Consider the following 18,908-nt stretch of genomic DNA (forward strand, 5'->3'; position numbering starts at 1 on the left):
TTATTTGCTCCCGCCGTCACTAGGCCTGTCAGCCGCTGCAGAGGCATTGAGATCAGCGTTGACGCGTGCGGTCAGCCGATCCAGCGTTCGCCGCAGCGCCTTGGCCTCATCCTGTTGTGCTTCCATCCAGTCGCGCAGCATTTGCTGTTCGCTCCGCATGGTCTTGACCAAGCCCTGCACACCTTCCGCCAGATTGGACAGTGCAGCCAGCGAGCGTTCGCCGGAGGCATTATCGCCCTGCGACGATTTCGAAAGATACTGCGCAATCTGCAGCAGCTCTTTCTTGATCTGAGCAGGCGACGACGCTGCTTCGGAACCGGTATCCGTTACGGTCGAAAGCCAGTTTTCAAGATCAGTGTAAAAGCGGTTTTGTGCCCTGCCGGCTTGCAGGTCGAGGAAACCGAGAATGAGCGAGCCGGACAGACCAAGAAGCGATGACGAGAACGCCGTGCCCATGCCGGATAGCGGCGCTGTCAAACCTGATTTCAGCGACGACAGAACGTCATTGGCATCGCCGGCATTCGGGTCTAGCGACTGAATGACGTTGCTAATCGATCCAATCGTGCCAATCAGACCCCAGAATGTGCCAAGCAGGCCCAGAAACACCAGAAGGCCGATCAGATAACGCGATGTATCACGTGTTTCATCCAGACGGGTAGCAATCGAATCGAGAATGGACCGCTGGATGACGGGCGACAGTGTGATGTCGCCCCTGCGCCCGATCAGCGCATGCATAGGCGCCAAAAGCTTCGGAATGCGCCCGGCCTTATCGACGCTGCCCGTCGCCTGAAAGGCGTTGAACCAGCGGACTTCCGGCCGCAGGCTCAAGATCTGCGTAAACACCAGAATGATACCGATCAGCAGCACGCCAAGGATGAAGCCGTTAAGACCCGGATTGGTCATGAACGCCTGATGTGCCTGCCGGTAGAGAATGGCAGCCAGGAAACCGACGATGATTAGGAAAATGAACATCGTCCAAAGAAACGGCGTGGGGCTGGATAGCCGATACTCAAGGCCGTGCTTAACCGGCCTCTCGACCCCCATATCGAGCATTTCAGTATTCGCCATAATACCCATTCCCTTCGGCTACAGTGTTGGCGAAGCTAGTGGAAAAATGCGACGAATTGAAGTGGAAAGCAGCAAATGCTCAAGCCGTCTGAGCGGAATAAGGCAGCCGAACGAAAATGCCCGCCAGCAGCACTAAGGCCATTGGCGGGCATCTTGCAATAATCAGACCCTGTAAGGTCTTACTTCGCGGGAACCGGACGGTTGACGACCTCGACAAGTGCCTTGTGGATATATTCGTTACCAGCCACAACGGTGGACGAGGTGAACATGTCCTGTGTGCCCTTCATGTCGCTGACAAAACCGCCAGCTTCACGAATCAGCACGATACCGGCTGCAATATCCCATGGGGAAAGGTTGGCTTCCCAGAAGCCGTCAACGCGACCGGCTGCAACATAGGCTAGGTCAAGCGCTGCAGCGCCCATACGGCGAATACCCGAAACTTCACCCATGACGTGACGCAGTTCAACCAGGAACTTGCCGTGGTTGCCACGGCCCAGATGCGGCACGCCGCAGGCAATGACGCAATCCGGCAGGGTCTTGCGGGCAGCAACGCGAATGCGACGGTCATTGAGGAATGCACCACCGCCACGCTCTGCGGTGAACAGCTCGTCGGTTGCTGGATTGAAGATCACACCGGCAACAATCTCGCCATTGCGCTCCAGCGCAATCGACACTGCAAACTGCGGAATACCATGCAGGAAGTTGGTGGTGCCATCCAGGGGATCAACGATCCAGCGGTGCGCGCCATCAGTACCTTTTTCTTCGCCGCCTTCTTCACCCAGAAAGTCATAGGTGGGGCGTGCCTTCAACAGTTCGTCACGAACGATTTTTTCGGCCTTGAGATCGGCCTGCGATACGAAATCGCCTGGGCCTTTGACAGAGACCTGAAGGTTCTGCACTTCGCCGAAATCGCGCGATAGCGATTTACCCGCCTTGAGAGCGGCCTGAACCATGACATTAAGAAGGGCAGAACGGGCCATTACAATTTCCCTGAAAGCCGAGCCGAACCTAGCCACATACAAGGGCCGGAGCAGACGGTTATGAATGCTGATTGAAAGATTTGGGGTTCAAGACCACAAAATGACCGGAAATTCAAGGGTAAAGGCAAGAAAGGGCAATAGTTCAGCTGCGCCGGAACTTGTTTGCCGCATCAATTGCCTGTTTCTGCTGCTCATCGGTGAGGCCAAGATAAAAGTCCTCAAGCGCCAGATCCTTCATTCCGGCACGCCGTGACAGCACATACCACTTCGCCGCTTCCACCGGGTCCGGCCGTGTGCCAAGTGCCTGAATATAAAGGTGCGACAGCTTGTTCTGGGCGGCAACATTGCCTTTCAAGGCGGCACGCTGCATCCAGTTATAACCCTCATTGTAGTCACGCGGACCACCAACGCCGTTTACCAGCCACACACCCATATCAAGTTGTGCGGTATCAAAGCCGGCCTTCGCCGCACGCAGCATCCAGTCACGCGCTTGCGCCCTCTTTTCTGGGCCTATATCGCTGACCGACACGTAAATCTGGGCGACGGCATATTGCGCATCGGCAACGCCCTGCTCAGCGGATTTTTCATAATAAGGCAAAGCCTCCGACAAACCTTTTGCGCCAGGGTTTTCCGAAACAAGGATCTGCGCCCAATTGAACTGCGCCGATGCATTGCCAGCATCCGCTGCCTTTCTCATGAACTCGTCGGCTTTCGCCTTGTCACGGGTAACGTTTTTGCCTTGCATCAACAGCAGCGCATACTGGAACATCGCAGCAGGATCGCCACCATTGGCCGCCTGACCATACCAGAAGGCTGCCGTCTTCGGGTCACTGGCAATGCCAAGCCCCCGTGACATCATTTCAGCGACCAGTGTTTGTGCCGCGGCATCACCGGCCTGTGCGCGGGTCAGCGCCTTGTCCAGTGCCGTTACATATTCACCGCGTTGGAAAGCGCCGTAAGCTTCGTCAATCTTGCCCTTGAATTCTTTCTCGGGCGGCAGTGGCGGCAGATCAGCCCCCATACGGTCAAAAAGCGTTACGCCCTGCGATGGCTGGATGCCATCACCTTCCGGCGCATCCACCCTGCCCTTGCGGATGACATCGGCGTCCTTTTCCAGCGGACGCGAAACCGCATCCGGCGCGGATTGGGAAAACGCCTCGCCACCGCTGGCTATAAGCAGGGTCGATGCAACTATGCCGGTCAGAAACCGATATGAAAACTTTCGATACATGCCCCTATCAATCTTCAAACCGTGGCGCTTTTTCGTCAAGCAAGGCATTGATTTCAGCAACCGCCTGAGCAGGTCCTGCGGCGTGCTCAAAAACCGCCCGGCCCATTGCCACAAACTCTGCACCAGTTTCTGCGACAGCAACCGCAGACGCCGTATCGGTGCCACCCATGACCATGCATGGAATTTCAATCATGGATGCCCACCATTCTGCAAGCGCCAGATTTTTCGGATGAGCTTCCGGCTTAATATCGCCGTCAAATTTGCCAAAGAAAATATAGTCCGGGCCCGGTTCACCAATTTCCAGCGCCTTGTGGCGGTCGTCCGCGTTGCCACCGCCGACAATCATCTTCGGCGTGAATTTCTCCACAGCTTCAGCGACATCGGCCACCGGCCCATTGATATGCAACCCATCCGCCTTGGCACGGCCAGCAATACGGGTGTCACCGGCGATCAGCGCCGCAGCACCTGCGCCCTGAATGACCGGCACCAATGTTTCAGTAAATTTCTGAAACGCGCCCTCAGGCTGTGCATATTGCGGCACGATGACCGAGGCCACGTCACCACCGCGCAGGGCTTCTGTCAGCGCGGTTTTTTGCGCTTCGGCATCAATATTGTCGTTCAGGATCAGAACGAGGCGGCAGCGGTCGTCATGTACACTCATAAGGTCATCCATTCCGGAAACGTGCAGCCGTTAAAATCCGCACTCGTTTTTATTTCCTAAATCCGATAAACCGGACAGAAATCAGGATCAACCCACCCTTTTCATCATGCTTGATATGTATTTCTTCGCCGCAGCGATTCCAGCCGTCGCTTTGGTTGGATTATCGAAGGGTGGATTGGGCGGTGCCTTGGCCTTGATGGGCGTGCCGCTTATGGCACTTGTCATGCCACCGGTACAGGCCGCGGCGGTCTTTCTCCCTATTTTGATCGTCATGGATATGGTGGCGCTATGGTCGTGGCGGCACTTCAACCATCGCCAGACACTTCTTCTTCTGCTACCCGGTGCCATGGTTGGCATCGCAATTGGTTGGGCAACCGCCGCCATCATCCCGCCGGATGCCTTGCGCCTGCTAATTGCCATCATAACCATTCTGTTTGTGCTGCGGTATTTCTATGACAGCTGGAAATCCAAGCCGGGACAAACCACACCACCCAAACCGCAAAACCGCATTCTGGCTTCCATTTTCTCAACCCTGTCGGGATATGCCAGCTTTGTGGCCCATGCTGGCGGCCCGCCATTCCAGATCTATGTCCTGCCCCTGAAACTCGACCCCAAGATCTATACTGGCATGAGTGTGCGGTTCTTCGCGATCATGAATGCAGTCAAACTGATCCCGTATTTTGCACTTGGCGGACTGGACAGCACCAATCTCACCGCCTCAGCCAGCCTGCTACCTGTTGCACTGATCGCAACGCTTGCTGGCGCAAGGGTCGTCAAATACCTCAAACCACAGGTATTTTATCCGCTGATGTATGCCATGGCGCTCTGCGCCGCCTTAAAGCTTCTTTGGGATAGCCTTCCGGTTTAACAACAGCCTGCAGGAGGCTGCGCCCTCAGCTGCGCTGGCCAGCCAATTTTTCCGAGAGGTCCTGAAGTTCTTTTTGCGCTTCGCGATTGGACGGATAGATATCCAGATATCGTTCCCACGCCTTTATCGCCAACTCATCACGGCCTGATGCCTCGAGAATCTCCGCCATGCTGGCCAAAGCCAGAAAATGCCGTGGCTCATCACTCAGAACCCGGTTGATATCCGCCATCGCCTTTTTGGTGTCACCATCGGCCAGATGCAGCTGCGCCCGCGCAAAAATCGCCTCGAAATATTCAGGCTCAAGCAGAATGGCCTGATCGAGAAAATCATAGGCGGCAGATTTGCGCTTGTCTTCGACCGCTTCAGCGGCCCACTGCGTGAGAAGATTGACTGTTGGGCTTTCAGAATCAGCCCACTCCCCCACGATCTGCATAGCGATGCTTTTGCCCTTGTCGGCATTACGCTCTTTTTTCAAACCATCAAAAAGCGAATCGACTGTCTGGGAAACACTGTCCTGCTGTGGCGCGACAGTTGCGGGAGCAACATCCTGCGCAAAGGCAACAGAACCAATCGCGGTTACAAAAACCGCAGGAAGGACAAATAGGCTGTAAAAATGAAATCGGCGCATTGGGATATGGTAATCCCGTCGCGCCGAATATCAAATCATAATTTATGCAGTATCAACAATGTGAACCGGCCTGTTTGACAAGGACGGATCAACCTCGCAGCAATCAGCCCTGACGAGCCTTGAAGCGTGGGTTCTGCTTGTTGATGATGTATACGCGGCCCTTGCGGCGAACCAGGCGGTTATCGCGGTGACGGGCCTTAAGCGCTTTAAGCGAATTCTTGATCTTCATTTTACTGGTCCGCAGTTCTGCGAGACATTCTGTCTCGCGTGGTATCTAACAATCAAAAACGCGCAACGAGGCGCGCTCTTTTCGGTTGGCAGGCAAATACCCTGTCGCCCCCGCCCTGTCAACACGCAAAGCCGTGTTTCCAGTTCAGGAGCGTTGTTTTACAGCACCTTTCAGTTCCGTAACATGCCCCATCTTGCGGCCTGCACGGGCTTCCGACTTGCCATAAAGGTGCAAGACGCAATCACTTTTGCCGAGCCATTGCGGCACGGAATCCACATCATCACCAATCAGATTGGTCATAACGCAGTCGGAATGACGTCGGGAATCAGCAGCAGGCAGCGCGCTTATGGCGCGAATATGCTGCTCAAATTGCGAAACTGCACAGGCAGCTTCCGTCCAGTGGCCGGTATTGTGGACACGTGGCGCAATCTCATTGGCTACGAGCGAGCCGTCGGGCAACACAAAGAACTCGATGCCGATAATTCCGACATAGTCCAGAGCGTCAAGAATTTTGCCCGCAGCATCAACCGCTTGACTGGCAGTCGATTCGGAAATGGAGGCCGGTACGGTCGAGGTGTGCAAGATGCCGTTCAGATGGACATTTTCGGCAGGGTCGTAACAAACCACCGAACCATCCTGGAAACGGGCCGCAATGACGGAAATCTCACGCTCGAAATTCACAAGGCTTTCGAGAATCAGTGCACCACCACCCAACGCATCAAACGCCCCGTCAGCACTTTCGCCACGGAACAGCTTCTGTCCCTTGCCGTCGTAACCAAACCGGCGGGTCTTCAACACGCCCTTGCCGGAAAATTCGGAAAGCGCGTTCTCCAGATCAGACTGGCTATCAACAGCGCGAAAATCAGCGGTTCTGATTCCACAGCCATTGATGAATGTTTTTTCGACCAGACGATCCTGCGAAACGCTGAGTGCCTTCGGCGGCGGGTAAACCGCAACCGTCCGCGCCAGTTCTTCAGCGGCACCAACCGGCACGTTTTCGAATTCATAGGTGACGATATCGCAAAGCGAAGCGAGTTCCGCCAGCGCTGCGGCGTTATCATACGCCGCCACGATCTGGCGGTTGCAAACCTGCGCCGCCGGACAATCGGCCTGTGGTTCAAGAACAATCGTTTTGAAGTTCAAACGGGCAGCAGCCATGGCCAGCATACGGCCAAGCTGGCCACCGCCAATAATGCCGATGGTCAAAATATTCATTGAGGATTATCCATCGGGTACTCAGCAACCGAGGCGGTCTGGCGGGCACGCCATGCATCCAACCGGTCTGCAAGATCTTCGTCAGACAGCGCCAGAACCGCAGCCGCCAGCAGCGCGGCGTTGACTGCGCCGGCCTTGCCGATGGCCAGTGTGCCGACAGGAATGCCAGCGGGCATCTGAACGATCGAATAAAGACTGTCCTGTCCGGACATGGTTTTGGACTGCACCGGAACGCCAAAAACCGGCAAAGAGGTCATTGCAGCGGCCATGCCCGGCAAATGTGCGGCACCACCGGCGCCTGCAATAATTATCTTGAAGCCTTCATCACGTGCGCCTGTTGCAAAATTGAACAGTCGTTCAGGCGTGCGATGCGCAGAGATAATACGCGCCTCATATTCAATATCCAGGGCATCCAGTGTGTCGGCAGCGTTCTTCATGGTCTCCCAATCCGACTGGCTGCCCATGATGATTGCGACTGGCGGCGTTTCTGTCGTCATGCTTACCGGCTCCCTGTCAGGCAATAATGTCGGGAATGATCTGGTCTTCGATCTGGCTCATCTGATCCTTAACCACCAGTTTTTTCTTCTTCATCCGCTGAACACGCAAGGCATCGCAATTGGTCTGGATCATCGCATTGATGGCGACGTCGTAATCTTCATGTTCCTGCCGCAATCGCGCCAATGCCAATCTGATATCTGCCTGTGACTGATCGGGCATTTCTGCATCCCCACTGTATGATCCCGGCTGTGCCGGTGTTCTGACATTCGCTGACCTGCCTCTACCACCAAATGCCGGTAACGGGAAGTTATCCATTGCGACCAAATTGCCCAGATGTTGCCCTGATTTCGCCTTCGACAATCCTAACAATCCGTGTCACATTAGTTTCGTAAACCTGAAACTCCAGCAGTGGAGTGCTGGAAGTAGGTCACAAAAGAAGGAAGGACGTGCAGCATGACCATACAGGCTCATATCGCATCGCTCGAAAAGAAACACGGAGCTCTTGAGGACGAGCTCGAAAGTATTCTTGCTTCCCCGTCATCGAATGACCATGAGATTTCGGAACTAAAGCGACGCAAACTTCGCCTGAAGGATGAATTGCAAAAACTCAAAAAAAATACACGTCATTAAAAATATGCTTCCGCGGCGCCAATGAGCGACAGGAAGCTGAAGTGTAAGAAGAACTGGCCGTCTCGCAGGAGACGGCCAGTTTTTTATTGCCCGTTGAAGGACACTTATTCCATGCCAAGGGCAGCCATGTAGGTCTGCAGAATGGATTCTTCTTCCAGACGCTCATTGGCGTCCTTCTTGCGAAGGCGGATAATGGTGCGGATGGCCTTGGTGTCGTAACCACGGCCCTTGGCTTCGCCCATCACGTCCTTGATGTCGCCCTGGATAGCCGCTTTTTCTTCTTCAAGGCGCTCGATCCGCTCGATGAACTGGCGCAGCTCGGCAGCGGCTACGGTTTCTGTTGTGCTGGTCTCATCCATCGTGAATTCCTTCATCTTGTCTGTTCTTGAGCCCGATCGGGCATGTTTCATCCGGCACATGTCAATGGAACGACGTCCAGAACATGGCACCAATTTTTTCCCGCTGTGAACTGCCGACTGGAAACGCCCGCGTCAAGCCTGTTCGACAGCGCGAACCCTCATTCCTTTGGCTTATTTATTTCAAATGCTGATTTTTGCGCATCTGACGCCTCATGCTGGTGCTGGTTCTTCCAGTCCTCGTAAGGCATGCCGTAGACGATTTCCCTGGCCTCGTCCTTGCTGATCTCGACACCGGCATCTGTTGCCGCATCGCGGTACCAGTTTGACAGGCAGTTACGGCAGAACCCGGCCAGGTTCATCATATCGATGTTTTGCACATCGGTTCTTTCACGCAGATGCTGAACGAGCCTGCGGAAAGCGGCCGCTTCAAATTCAATCTGCTGTCTGTCGTCCGGTGTCGTCAAAACGTCACTCCCCTTTTCAGGCATAAGGTCCGGTCCGGGATTGGAATAGCTGGTATTCGTGCAACGCCGGATCGCTGTTCATTGCGGCAAAAATAGGAGCAAGCCTGTCAGACCATGAGGTAATTCCTGCCTCATCGGCGATCAGATCCTGCCGCACCTCCAACAGCGCATGTGCAAGACCCTTGCTCATGCAGTGCTGATACATGCAGTCGCCTTTAAGCGCACCATCATAGGGTTCGTTGTCGCCAACCAGAATATCGCCGGGCAAACGCAGCGCGTCCAGAAGCGGGTGAACCGCGCGATAATCCGTGTCCCACAACACCGCAGCATGCCATGGGCGCGGCGTCTGTTTCCAAAACGGCGTGTAGGAATGCAGCGAAAACACCAGCGGCGCCTTGCCAGTCGCCTGTTTTGCCTGACCGAGAACCTTGTCGACAGCATTATGGTACGGACGGTGGTAGGTCTCGATACGCCGGTTCCATTCTTCATCCGAAATCGGATGGTTGCCGGGAATGATGGCGCCATCGGAAATTTTCATGATCAGCGTCGGATCGTCCTCACCGCGATTGGGATCAATCAGCAGCCGGGAAAAGCGGCTCATGACCGCAGGCACACCCAGCTTCTTTGACAGGGACCGGGTCAAGCCCTCAATACCAATGTCAAAAGCAATATGTCGTGAAAATGCACTCTCTGGTAAGCCAAGCTGATTATACTGTAGAGGAACAGTGTTCATGGCATGGTCCGCTATCAGAACCATGCCTTTGTCATAATCACCATCTAGGATTTCAAATGCGGGGAAGTCTTGCATCGTCAATTTCTTGAAAGCATTCGTGGGAGCGCGTTTGATGACATGGCTGGCCCAACAGCGCAAGCCAAACGGGGGTGCCAGCTCTCAACAGCCATCAGAATGCAGACACACACCGAATATAATCGATTAGACTTGCGTTGACATTCGCCGCCCGTCGCGCCAAGAAAGTGTATCATGAATAACTATGGAAACCGGAGGGAAGCCATGCGCAAAACCATCTCCTCTCTCCTTCGAGTACCTACCCGGCTCAGCGCCGCAACACCTGCCATTGGCGCCCTTCTGGTCGCTCCGTTCCTGTTCGCAGCGCCTGCAAAAGCAGATTTCCGTGTTTGCAACAGCACACAGAACCTCGTTGGCGTGGCTATCGGATATCGCGCCGAAGCGGGTTGGGTCAGCGAAGGATGGTGGCAGGTTCCGGCCTCTACATGCGCCACGTTGATCGAGGGCGAGTTGCAATCACGATATTATTATCTTTATGCGGAAGATGCTGCACGCGGTGGTCGCTGGACTGGCGATGTCAACATGTGCGTGGCTGAAAACGAGTTCAAGATTGCAGGCATCGACGATTGCTACGCTCGCAGTTTCCAGCGCATGGGTTTCAAGGAATATGATACGGGGCGCCAAGGAAGCTGGATGGTCCAGCTTTCGGATACGCCCGGCACACAGGAAAGTCAGCACTGATGAGGCGTAACCGCAAAGTCAAAATTCTTGCAACACTTGGTCCGGCTTCCGGCGAAGAAGCCATGATCGAAAAGCTGCACCTTGCTGGCGCAGACCTCTTCCGCATTAACATGAGCCATGCAAGCCATGAACTCATGCGTACGCTCGTGGCGCGCATTCGCTCGGTCGAAAGCCGTAATGGCCGCCCGATTGGCATTCTCGCAGATTTGCAGGGACCAAAACTGCGCGTCGGCAAATTTGCCGATACCAAGGTTGATCTCGTACCGGGACAGACCTTTACACTGGATAGCAACGAGGAGCCGGGCGACAAGAACCGCGTTTTCCTGCCGCATCCTGAAATCCTCGAAGCCGTGAAGCCGGGCGACCGCCTGCTGATCGATGATGGCAAGTTGCACCTGCGCGCTGAAAAGTGCGACGGCAAGAGCATCGTTGCCACGGTTGTCGCTGGCACCAAGATTTCTGACCGCAAGGGTATCAGCCTTCCCGACACACTGCTCGGCGTTGGCGTGTTGACCGACAAGGACCGTGTCGACCTTGATGCGGTTCTGGCAACCAATGAAATTGACTGGGTTGCCCTGTCCTTCGTGCAGCGCCCGGAAGACCTTGCAGAAGTTCGCAAGATTGCCCGTGGTCGCGTTGGCCTGATGTCGAAGATCGAAAAGCCACAGGCTATTGAGCGAATCGAAGAAATCATCGAGCTGTCTGACGCTCTGATGGTTGCCCGTGGTGACCTTGGCGTTGAAATGCCGCTAGAAACTGTGCCTGGCCTGCAAAAGCAGCTCATTCGCGCATGTCGCCGCGCCGGCAAGCCGGTTGTTGTGGCAACACAGATGCTGGAATCGATGATCACCGCGCCGGTTCCGACTCGTGCGGAAGTCTCCGACGTGGCAACAGCCGTGTTCGAAGGCGCCGACGCCATCATGCTTTCGGCTGAATCAGCCTCGGGTGACTATCCTGTCGAAGCGGTTTCAACCATGGCATCGATTGCCAGCACCGTTGAACTCGATCCGCATTATTCCGGCATCATCTATGCGCAGCGCGCCCAGCCGGAAGCAACCGGTGCCGACGCGATTTCGCTTGCTGCCCGCCAGATCGCTGAAACACTGAAACTGTCGGCTATCGTTACCTACACGTCCTCAGGCACCACCGGTCTGCGTGCGGCCCGTGAACGTCCACAGGTTCCGATCATCGCTCTTTCTCCGGTCATCCAGACAGCACGCCGTCTGTCTGTTGTATGGGGTCTGCACTGCGTGGTCACTGGCGACGCAGACAATCTGGACGACATGGTCAATCGCGCCTGCCGTATCGTTGTATCGGAAGGTTTCGGTAATCCGGGCGACCGTATCATCATTTCCGCAGGTGTACCGCTTGGCACGCCTGGCGCAACCAACATGGTCCGTATCGCCTACATCGGCTCCGACGGCCAGAGCGGCGTCTAACACAACAGTTGCGGCATACTCCTAATCTATCGAGTATGCCGCCTGTTTTAGAAAGCCCAATCAACCAGACAACAAAAAAGCCCGCTGACACTATCAGCGGGCTTTTTTAATGAATGGCTTTATGCGTTACGGCATTCTGGTTGGTGTGCTGAAGCGGCTGGAGTCGATTGCTGCGGCACCCTGCTTGAAGCCGGAAGAGGCGTTCGAAGCTGTCATCTCGTTATTCAAAATACGGTTGCTGACAACACGTGGAGCCTTCACGTTACGCGGAGCCTCACCCTTGGTCTTGTTGAGCGCCCAGCCGGAAATCAGGTCCTGGGTCAAGCGACCACCACCGGTCATCGCCTGCTCGGAGATCGCAGCTTCCTGCTTGCTTGGACGGCCACCCTTGGCAGGCAATCCAGCGCGCAGACCATTATCGGCCGTGCCCTTCACATCGAAAGCATCACCAAACTGCGCAGCAGTTGGCTTGGTCGCCTGCACGGCAGCAGCTGGAGCAATCGAAGCAACCTGCTGCTTTTGCTGAGCTGGCTTCTGGTTGTGGATCAAGTCAGCAACATTATCTTTCGCAGCAGGCGTGGCCGGAACCGGTGCGGACGCAGACTGTATGCTATCGCGTGCACTCTGACCACTACGCTCAAGCGCAGCAACCACGATAGGCGAAAGAACAGCTTCTTTCTGCTCGGCCTCGTCTGCCTGTGCTTCAGTATCTGCATCAGCCACGGCAATCAGCGATTCGACACTTGCAGGACGGTGAGATGGAATTGGCGCCATGATATTGGGTTCGCCGGACGCCTGCGGATCAACAGCAGCTGTCATCACACCATTTTCAGCATCGCCACGCATACCGCGCGGTCCGAGCAGGGTCGGAACCGGGATTTTGTAGTCGCCCAGATCTGCAAACTGTGGGTTCGCAGGCGTTGGCGTTGCTGGAAGTGCGGCCTGCAAAGCTTCTTGCGCCGCATTACGCGTCGGAGAATACAGCGCCGTTGCCAGACCGGTATTGGCCTGCTGGGTGTTCAGCGAAGGACGCGAAAGCGGAAGCGGAGCATCGATATTAACGCCCGGAGGCGGTTCTGCGCTTGCTACAGCAACAGGCTGCTGCGCCCGCACCACAGGAGCAGGACGCTCTTCAGGTGCTGGTGCTGCAATGCTTTCTGCATCTTCATCCTCGTCGCCACCTCCGCCAAACAGCGCAGACAACAGGGTTCTCTTCTTGCCACCGGAGGATGATGTCGGGCCTGCACCGGCAGTGCTTGCCACCTGAACGGACGACGAGCTGACACGACGCTTGTAGTCGGCCAATGCCTGATCATAACCCGGCAATGGCTTACCATCGGCAGGCAGGTGAATAGTATTGCCCTTCGGGAAAATGCGCACGAGGTCCTGACGGCTCATGCGTGGCCAAGCGCGAACGCTGCCGACATCAAGATGCACGAAAGGAGAACCGGAGGTTGGATAGAAGCCCACGCCGCCGATCTGCATCTGCATGGCGACTTCACGAAGACGGGAAAGTTTTACGCCAGGAATATAAAAGTCCATGGCCTTGCCAAGCGTGTGCTGGCTGTTCTTTGCAACACCCTTGGTGCGCGACCGCAACATGCCATTGGTCTCTGGCGAGCGGAACGCGGACACAACATTGATATATTCAGTCGCGCCACTGCGCTGATAGACTTCCCAAACAAGGTCAAAAAGTCTCGGATCCATCTTGGTTGGCTGGTTACGACGCCAGTCGCGGAGGAAGCGATTAAGCTCCTGAAGACCCTTCTGATCATACTTTCCATTACGCTTGAAGGTGATAACCGCCTTCTCTTTCGTATGGATGTAATACAGCTTGAGGCTACGGGTCTCGGCTGCCGCCGGAGCAGCAGACAAGGACAATGCAGGCAATGACATCAGAGCAGCCATAACCAGGGCGATACCACGCCCGGAAAGCTTCTCTCCCACATGCTTGAGCCTGTCACACACGCTTTTGCCCGAGCGCGCTATATTCCGCTTCAAATCTGGCAATTCGATCCCCGTCTGATAGACAACCCACCATAGTGTCTCAGATGAACGTAAATTACGGTGACACGATGGCAAATTTACCACACATATACAACCTTCCTCTTTATAGTGAATATTACGCTAATAAGAGGTTTACAGATGGTAAGGGAATATCCTTGCCTGACGGTTAACGCAAGAAGTCATTGGTTTTTAAGCAGCTTCGTTGAGTGGATCGTCCGGATCGATGCCATAATCCTTCAGTTTGCGATAAAGCGTGGAACGTCCAATCCCCAGTTTTCTGGCAACTTGACTCATCTGACCACGATAAAATCTTAAGGCAAAGCGGATCAATTCTTCCTCAATGTCGGCCAATTTGCGCACATTTCCATTGTCATCAACGCTGGAAATGAGGTTGCCGCCTGAAAAAACAGGGGAGGATTGGCTGTCTTCGGCGGAAAAAGCCTCCATCACCGAAAGGATATCAGGCGCGCGCGACATCGGGCGTGGTTCCGGCGCCGGTGTGCTCAGCAACATGCGGTCGCTTATACGATGGCTAAGGTCATGCAACTCGTCGGATGATGCAAATTCCGGCATCTGCAGTGCGATTTGCGGGAAATCGTCTTCCGTCAATTCATCGCCCTGCGCCAAAACAACAGCGCGGAAAATCGCATTTTCAAGCTGACGAATATTGCCCGGCCAGTCGTAAGCCGTCAGCAGCGCAAGCGCACTGGCGTTAACGCCCATGGCATGTGGCAGTTTCTGTTCGGCCGAAAAACGCTCTGCAAACACCCGCGCCAGATATGGAATATCTTCCTTGCGACGACGCAATGCTGGAATGGTGATGGGGAACACATTGAGGCGGTAATAAAGGTCTTCGCGGAAACGACCTTCTTTCACCTCTTCAATAAGGTTCTTGTTGGTCGCCGAAATCAGGCGGACATTGACCTTCTGTACCTTGGCAGAACCGACCGTCTCTATTTCTCCCTGCTGCACGGCGCGCAGCAGCTTGACCTGCACTTCAAGCGGCAGGTCGCCAATCTCGTCGAGGAACAACGTGCCACCGTCCGCCTCCATGAACTTGCCGACATGTTTTTCGGTCGCGCCAGTAAAGGCACCCTTTTCGTGACCGAACAGAATGCTCTCAACCAAATTTTGCGGAATGGCACCGCAGTTGACGGTAATGAATGGTTTGCCAGCGCGATCACCGGCCGACTGGATGGCACGCGCCACCATTTCCTTGCCGACGCCGGATTCACCTTCCAGCACCACAGGAATATTGGACTGCGCTGCGCGCTGCGCCAGTTCGACAACCCGCAACATGGCAGGGCTTGCCGATACGATATCGTTAAAGCCAACCGCGTGATGACGGCTGCGACGGCCCGTTCGGGCTTTTGCTTCACGCTGATCAAGCTTCAGGGCATTGGCAATGGCCGCGCCAATACGTTCGGGTGAAACCGGCTTCACCACAAAATCAAATGCACCTGCGCGCATAGCCTGAACGACGGTATCAATGCCTCCCTGCCCGGTCTGAACGACCACTGGCACATCGATACCCTGTTCGCTGATCGCCTTGAGGAAGGAAAGCCCATCCATTTCCGGCATCATGAGATCAAGCACGACAACGCTGATTTCGCCGCTATGCTGCTTGAGCAGTTCGAGACCGGCTCTGCCGTTTTCGGCGATCATGGCGGCATGGCCATAACGTTCAACCGCGTTTTTGAGCAGGCGGCGCTGAACTGGATCGTCATCGATAACGAGAATTTGCGCGATCATCTTGGGCTCCCGGTTTCCGGTTTATGGACCCACTTCATGCAGACCCTTTGATGTCACACTTGCACAAAAGGCTTGAACATCCAGTTTTGAGAATTGCTTGCATTTTATCGATTGGCGGGGGAAACAAGAGGCGAAATTTTGTGAGATGCACAGCTGATGAGGACAGAAAATGACATTTCCGACGCAAGGCAAACACCGCACGTTCTCGACTTCGGTTGCAGGTGGGCAGGCATTCGATCCAGCCCTTGGAGAACTTCCTGTCTGGAAATTGTCTGATCTTTATCCTTCAGCAGATTCTGCCGCACTGAAGCAGGACATCGAAAAATCAGCAGCAGATGCCAAGGCCTTTGAAGACAAGTGGAAAGGCAAGCTGGAACAAGCAGCAGCCAAGACCGGCAACGAAGGCATTGGTCAGGCGCTGCGAGAATATGAAGCGCTGGATGATCTGCTCGGCAAGATTGGCTCTTTCGCGGGTCTCACCTATTTTGCCGACACGGCAAACCCGGCCAATGGCAAGCTGTATGGCGACACACAATCCAAGCTCACCGATATCTCGGCACATTTGCTGTTCTTTACGCTGGAGCTGAACCGGCTTGATGACGCAACGCTTGAAAGCGCCATGCAGAATGACACGGTTGCCGGTCACTACCGCCCATGGCTGGTGGATCTGCGCAAGGACAAGCCGCACCAGCTGGATGACAAGCTGGAGCAGCTGTTTCTTGAAAAGTCGATGACCAGCGCTGCAGCCTTCAATCGCCTGTTCGACGAGACCATGGCCGAACTGCGCTTCGACATTGACGGCGCAGAACTGCCGTTGGAAGCCACGCTCAACCTTTTACAGGACCCGGAAGCAGAAACCCGCGCCAAGGCCGCCAAGGCGCTGAGCAGCACATTCTCCAAGAACATCCGTATCTTTACGCTGATCACCAATACGCTGGCCAAGGATAAGGACATCTCCGACCGCTGGCGCAAGTTTGACGATATTGCCGACAGCCGCCACTTGGCCAACCGCGTCGAGCGCGAAGTGGTTGACGCACTGGCCGCCGCTGTTCAGCAGGCTTATCCCCGTCTGTCCCATCGTTATTACGCCATGAAAGCCAAGTGGCTTGGCATGGAACAGATGGAATATTGGGATCGCAATGCGCCCCTGCCTGACACCTCCAACACGCTGATTTCGTGGAATGAAGCAAAGGACACGGTTTTGACCGCTTACGGCGACTTTGCGCCGGAAATGGCAACAATCGCCGCCCGTTTCTTCGATGAACAATGGATCGATGCGCCTGCCCGCCCCGGCAAGGCACCGGGCGCGTTTGCTCATCCGACAGTTCCCTCTGCCCACCCTTATGTCCTGGTCAACTATCTTGGAAAACCACGCGACGTCATGACCCTTGCCCACGAGCTTGGTCACGGCGTGCATCAGGTACTGGCCGGCGAACAGGGCGCATTGATGTGCTCCACACCGCTGACGCTGGCGGAAACCGCATCCGTCTTTGGCGAAATGCTGACCTTCCGAACCCTGTTGAAAAACACCACCGACAAGCGCGAGCGCAAGGCCATGTTGGCGCGCAAGGTGGAAGACATGATCAACACCGTCGTGCGCCAGATCGCCTTTTACGAATTTGAGCGTAAGGTTCACACCGCCAGAAAAGACGGCGAACTGACCTCAGAGCAGATCGGCGAATTGTGGCTGTCGGTGCAGGCAGAAAGCCTTGGCCCGGCCATTCGCATTTCGGCAGGCTATGAAAGCTGGTGGGCCTATATCCCACACTTCATCCATTCGCCCTTCTATGTCTACGCCTACGCCTTTGGCGATTGCCTCGTGAACTCGCTCTATGCGGTCTACCGCAATGCGGATGAGGGATTTCAGGACAAATATTTCGCGCTCCTCAAGGCTGGCGGTACCAAACACCATTCGGAGCTTTTGAAGCCTTTCGGTCTTGATGCGACCGATCCATCCTTCTGGAGCAAGGGCCTGTCGATGATCGAAGAATTGATCGATGAACTGGAAGTTCTCGACAAAGACGAAAATCCTTAAATTTCGGGCAAGCTTCATAGTCCTGAATGCGTATGAAAATTCGTCCCCGCGCCAGCGGGGATGAACACGTTTTGGCAAGCGGATGAAACAGCAATGAAACGCAAACCAGTCGATCTGACCTTGATGGAAACCCTGCGATGGGAGCCGCAAACCGGCTTTCAGCGTCTGGAGCAGCATCTTCGCCGCCTGGCACGGTCAGCCGATGCGCTTGGTTTCCGCCAGCCAGTCGATGCCCAGAAGACGTTGGAAAAAAGCGTTGCCGGAGAGGCAGCCCTCAGGGTCAGCCTTGTGATGAACTACAAGGGACAATTGGACATCACCACCTCAGACCTGCAGGTTCTGCCTGAAGGTACCGTCTGGAAATTGAAAGTTGCCAACAAAGCACGGCTGGACTCCAGCGACACGTTTTATCGTCACAAGTCATCCCGCCGTGAGCCTTATGAAACCGCGCGCGCCGAATTCCCGATTTCTGAAGCAGACGAGGTCTTGCTGCTGAATGAACGCGGTGAGGCATGCGAAGGCTCTTCCACCAGCCTGTTTGTCGAAGATAGCGAAGGCCAATTGCTGACGCCACCGCTGGACAGCGGCATTCTACCCGGCGTGTTGCGCGCCGATTTGATAAGAGAACGGAGGGCACGTGGTCAGGCGCTCAAGCTGGAAGACCTGCAGGGACGACGTATTTTCGTCGGCAATTCGGTGTATGGCCTTATTCCTGCACAGCTGATTTAGGACGCAAGAAACGACGCAACGATTTCGCGCGCTGCGCATTTACCGGCTGCGTATCTGCGAAGATGCGAGTTTTTGTGCAACGCATATCTGAAATCTATTGTTGTTTGACGTGATTGAAACCAATGCATCCTTGCAACGCACCATTCTTCACGGCATGTTTTCACACCATAAATATCGAATCGCAGGGAGTTTACGCATGAAGATCAAGACCGGCATTGCTCTGGGCCTGGTTTCCATAACATTGGCATCGTGCGTTTCCGCACCGCCCCCGCGTTCGATGGCTCCGGCCGCACCACAGAGACCTGCTGTTGATGGCCGGTGGGTGGATCGCAACGGTATTGTGTCGACGTTCCAGAACGGAACATTCTCCACCCATTCGACCGACAGCAATACGCTGCTGGCCTCGGGCAACTACAGCATGATTTCACCGACCCTCATCGAAATCAACATGACCTCGCTGCTGCGTAACACCCAGTCGAAGGTTAATTGCGCCATGGTTTCTCAGTCTCAGCTGAACTGCACCACGGATAGCAACAATCAGTTTTCTCTGTCCCGTCAGGGCTGATTCATTCCTGTTATATTTACGGTTTAAAGAGTGCGCGCATGAGAAGTGTGTTCGCAAGGAA

At 54.9% G+C, this 18,908-nt stretch carries 20 protein-coding genes and 2 pseudogenes; 7 read left to right on the top strand and 15 right to left on the bottom strand.

Translation table 11 applies throughout. The features are described from left to right. From ACZ5FM_RS12835 to ACZ5FM_RS12850, 4 genes are all read right to left on the bottom strand, one after another. Entirely contained in the window at positions 1-1,068 is a 1,068-nt protein-coding gene (locus ACZ5FM_RS12835; protein ID WP_192488118.1) for a flagellar motor protein MotA, read from the bottom strand. A gap of 179 nt (positions 1,069-1,247) precedes the next feature. Then, positions 1,248-2,048, bottom strand: coding sequence for an inositol monophosphatase family protein (locus ACZ5FM_RS12840; RefSeq protein WP_192488117.1), 801 nt, complete (start codon positions 2,046-2,048; stop codon positions 1,248-1,250). A gap of 142 nt (positions 2,049-2,190) precedes the next feature. Then, positions 2,191-3,279, bottom strand: coding sequence for a tetratricopeptide repeat protein (locus tag ACZ5FM_RS12845; protein WP_250982203.1), 1,089 nt, complete (start codon positions 3,277-3,279; stop codon positions 2,191-2,193). Positions 3,280-3,286: 7 nt separating this feature from the next. Further along, positions 3,287-3,940: a thiamine phosphate synthase gene (locus tag ACZ5FM_RS12850; RefSeq protein ID WP_464038880.1), complete on the bottom strand. Its 654-nt coding sequence runs from the start codon at positions 3,938-3,940 to the stop codon at positions 3,287-3,289. A gap of 106 nt (positions 3,941-4,046) precedes the next feature. Here ACZ5FM_RS12850 and ACZ5FM_RS12855 point away from each other — a divergent pair, with 106 nt between their 5' ends. Further along, positions 4,047-4,808, top strand: a complete 762-nt coding sequence (locus tag ACZ5FM_RS12855) for a sulfite exporter TauE/SafE family protein (RefSeq protein WP_464038881.1) — start codon at positions 4,047-4,049, stop codon at positions 4,806-4,808. 25 nt (positions 4,809-4,833) lie between these two features. Here the strand turns inward: ACZ5FM_RS12855 and ACZ5FM_RS12860 are convergent, their stop codons facing one another. The 5 genes from ACZ5FM_RS12860 to ACZ5FM_RS12880 form a co-directional block, all read right to left on the bottom strand. Continuing rightward, on the bottom strand, positions 4,834-5,436 hold the full coding sequence (locus tag ACZ5FM_RS12860; protein WP_312945741.1) for a tetratricopeptide repeat protein: 603 nt from the start codon (positions 5,434-5,436) through the stop codon (positions 4,834-4,836). 103 nt (positions 5,437-5,539) lie between these two features. Continuing rightward, positions 5,540-5,665: a type B 50S ribosomal protein L36 gene (gene ykgO / locus ACZ5FM_RS12865; protein ID WP_003497670.1), complete on the bottom strand. Its 126-nt coding sequence runs from the start codon at positions 5,663-5,665 to the stop codon at positions 5,540-5,542. A 144-nt stretch (positions 5,666-5,809) separates the two neighbouring features. Further along, positions 5,810-6,880: a 5-(carboxyamino)imidazole ribonucleotide synthase gene (locus tag ACZ5FM_RS12870; RefSeq protein ID WP_464038882.1), complete on the bottom strand. Its 1,071-nt coding sequence runs from the start codon at positions 6,878-6,880 to the stop codon at positions 5,810-5,812. Then, complete coding sequence (gene purE / locus ACZ5FM_RS12875; RefSeq protein ID WP_250982207.1) at positions 6,877-7,377, bottom strand: 5-(carboxyamino)imidazole ribonucleotide mutase; 501 nt, start codon at positions 7,375-7,377, stop codon at positions 6,877-6,879. Before purE ends, ACZ5FM_RS12870 begins: the two co-directional genes overlap by 4 nt. A gap of 16 nt (positions 7,378-7,393) precedes the next feature. Continuing rightward, positions 7,394-7,597, bottom strand: coding sequence for a YdcH family protein (locus tag ACZ5FM_RS12880; RefSeq protein WP_192488111.1), 204 nt, complete (start codon positions 7,595-7,597; stop codon positions 7,394-7,396). 234 nt (positions 7,598-7,831) lie between these two features. Here ACZ5FM_RS12880 and ACZ5FM_RS12885 point away from each other — a divergent pair, with 234 nt between their 5' ends. Further along, positions 7,832-8,008: a YdcH family protein gene (locus ACZ5FM_RS12885; RefSeq protein ID WP_464038883.1), complete on the top strand. Its 177-nt coding sequence runs from the start codon at positions 7,832-7,834 to the stop codon at positions 8,006-8,008. A 104-nt stretch (positions 8,009-8,112) separates the two neighbouring features. Here ACZ5FM_RS12885 and ACZ5FM_RS12890 read toward each other — a convergent pair whose 3' ends face one another. The 3 genes from ACZ5FM_RS12890 to ACZ5FM_RS12900 all read right to left on the bottom strand — a co-directional run bounded on the left by ACZ5FM_RS12890 (position 8,113) and on the right by ACZ5FM_RS12900 (position 9,639). Continuing rightward, positions 8,113-8,367 (bottom strand): DUF2312 domain-containing protein, encoded by a 255-nt coding sequence (locus ACZ5FM_RS12890; RefSeq protein WP_192488109.1) that lies wholly within the window; start codon positions 8,365-8,367, stop codon positions 8,113-8,115. A 158-nt stretch (positions 8,368-8,525) separates the two neighbouring features. Continuing rightward, a complete protein-coding gene (locus ACZ5FM_RS12895; RefSeq protein WP_192488108.1) occupies positions 8,526-8,831 on the bottom strand; it encodes a DUF1244 domain-containing protein in 306 nt (101 codons plus the stop codon). 16 nt (positions 8,832-8,847) lie between these two features. Next, complete coding sequence (locus ACZ5FM_RS12900) at positions 8,848-9,639, bottom strand: N-formylglutamate amidohydrolase (protein WP_259142998.1); 792 nt, start codon at positions 9,637-9,639, stop codon at positions 8,848-8,850. Between the two features lie 204 nt (positions 9,640-9,843). On the opposite strand from ACZ5FM_RS12900, the gene ACZ5FM_RS12905 reads away from it, so the two are divergent. Both ACZ5FM_RS12905 and pyk read left to right on the top strand, forming a co-directional pair. Further along, positions 9,844-10,320, top strand: coding sequence for a DUF1036 domain-containing protein (locus tag ACZ5FM_RS12905; protein ID WP_275641899.1), 477 nt, complete (start codon positions 9,844-9,846; stop codon positions 10,318-10,320). Further along, positions 10,320-11,759, top strand: coding sequence for a pyruvate kinase (gene pyk, locus ACZ5FM_RS12910; protein WP_192488106.1), 1,440 nt, complete (start codon positions 10,320-10,322; stop codon positions 11,757-11,759). The genes ACZ5FM_RS12905 and pyk overlap by 1 nt, the downstream gene beginning before the upstream one ends. A gap of 126 nt (positions 11,760-11,885) precedes the next feature. Here pyk and ACZ5FM_RS12915 read toward each other — a convergent pair whose 3' ends face one another. The 3 genes and pseudogenes from ACZ5FM_RS12915 to ACZ5FM_RS12925 all read right to left on the bottom strand — a co-directional run. Further along, positions 11,886-13,667 carry a peptidoglycan L,D-endopeptidase MepK gene (locus ACZ5FM_RS12915; protein ID WP_250982410.1) on the bottom strand — a complete coding sequence of 594 codons (1,782 nt, stop codon included), beginning with the start codon at positions 13,665-13,667 and terminating at the stop codon, positions 11,886-11,888. A 288-nt stretch (positions 13,668-13,955) separates the two neighbouring features. After that, positions 13,956-14,159 (bottom strand): annotated as a pseudogene (locus ACZ5FM_RS12920) (helix-turn-helix domain-containing protein); the annotation flags it as partial. Between the two features lie 170 nt (positions 14,160-14,329). Then, a pseudogene (locus ACZ5FM_RS12925) lies at positions 14,330-15,518 on the bottom strand (sigma-54-dependent transcriptional regulator); the annotation flags it as partial. 169 nt (positions 15,519-15,687) lie between these two features. Between ACZ5FM_RS12925 and ACZ5FM_RS12930 the strand changes: the two are divergent. The 3 genes from ACZ5FM_RS12930 to omp10 all read left to right on the top strand — a co-directional run bounded on the left by ACZ5FM_RS12930 (position 15,688) and on the right by omp10 (position 18,847). Next, positions 15,688-17,553, top strand: coding sequence for a M3 family oligoendopeptidase (locus tag ACZ5FM_RS12930; protein WP_275641901.1), 1,866 nt, complete (start codon positions 15,688-15,690; stop codon positions 17,551-17,553). A 93-nt stretch (positions 17,554-17,646) separates the two neighbouring features. Continuing rightward, the gene (locus ACZ5FM_RS12935) at positions 17,647-18,282 is read left to right on the top strand and encodes an aminotransferase class IV family protein (RefSeq protein WP_312945749.1); all 636 of its coding nucleotides are present in this window, start codon (positions 17,647-17,649) and stop codon (positions 18,280-18,282) included. A gap of 196 nt (positions 18,283-18,478) precedes the next feature. Beyond that, complete coding sequence (omp10, locus tag ACZ5FM_RS12940) at positions 18,479-18,847, top strand: outer membrane lipoprotein Omp10 (protein ID WP_250982211.1); 369 nt, start codon at positions 18,479-18,481, stop codon at positions 18,845-18,847. The last annotated feature ends 61 nt before the right edge of the window (positions 18,848-18,908 follow it).

The organism is Agrobacterium sp. 5Ca50, assembly GCF_055381905.1.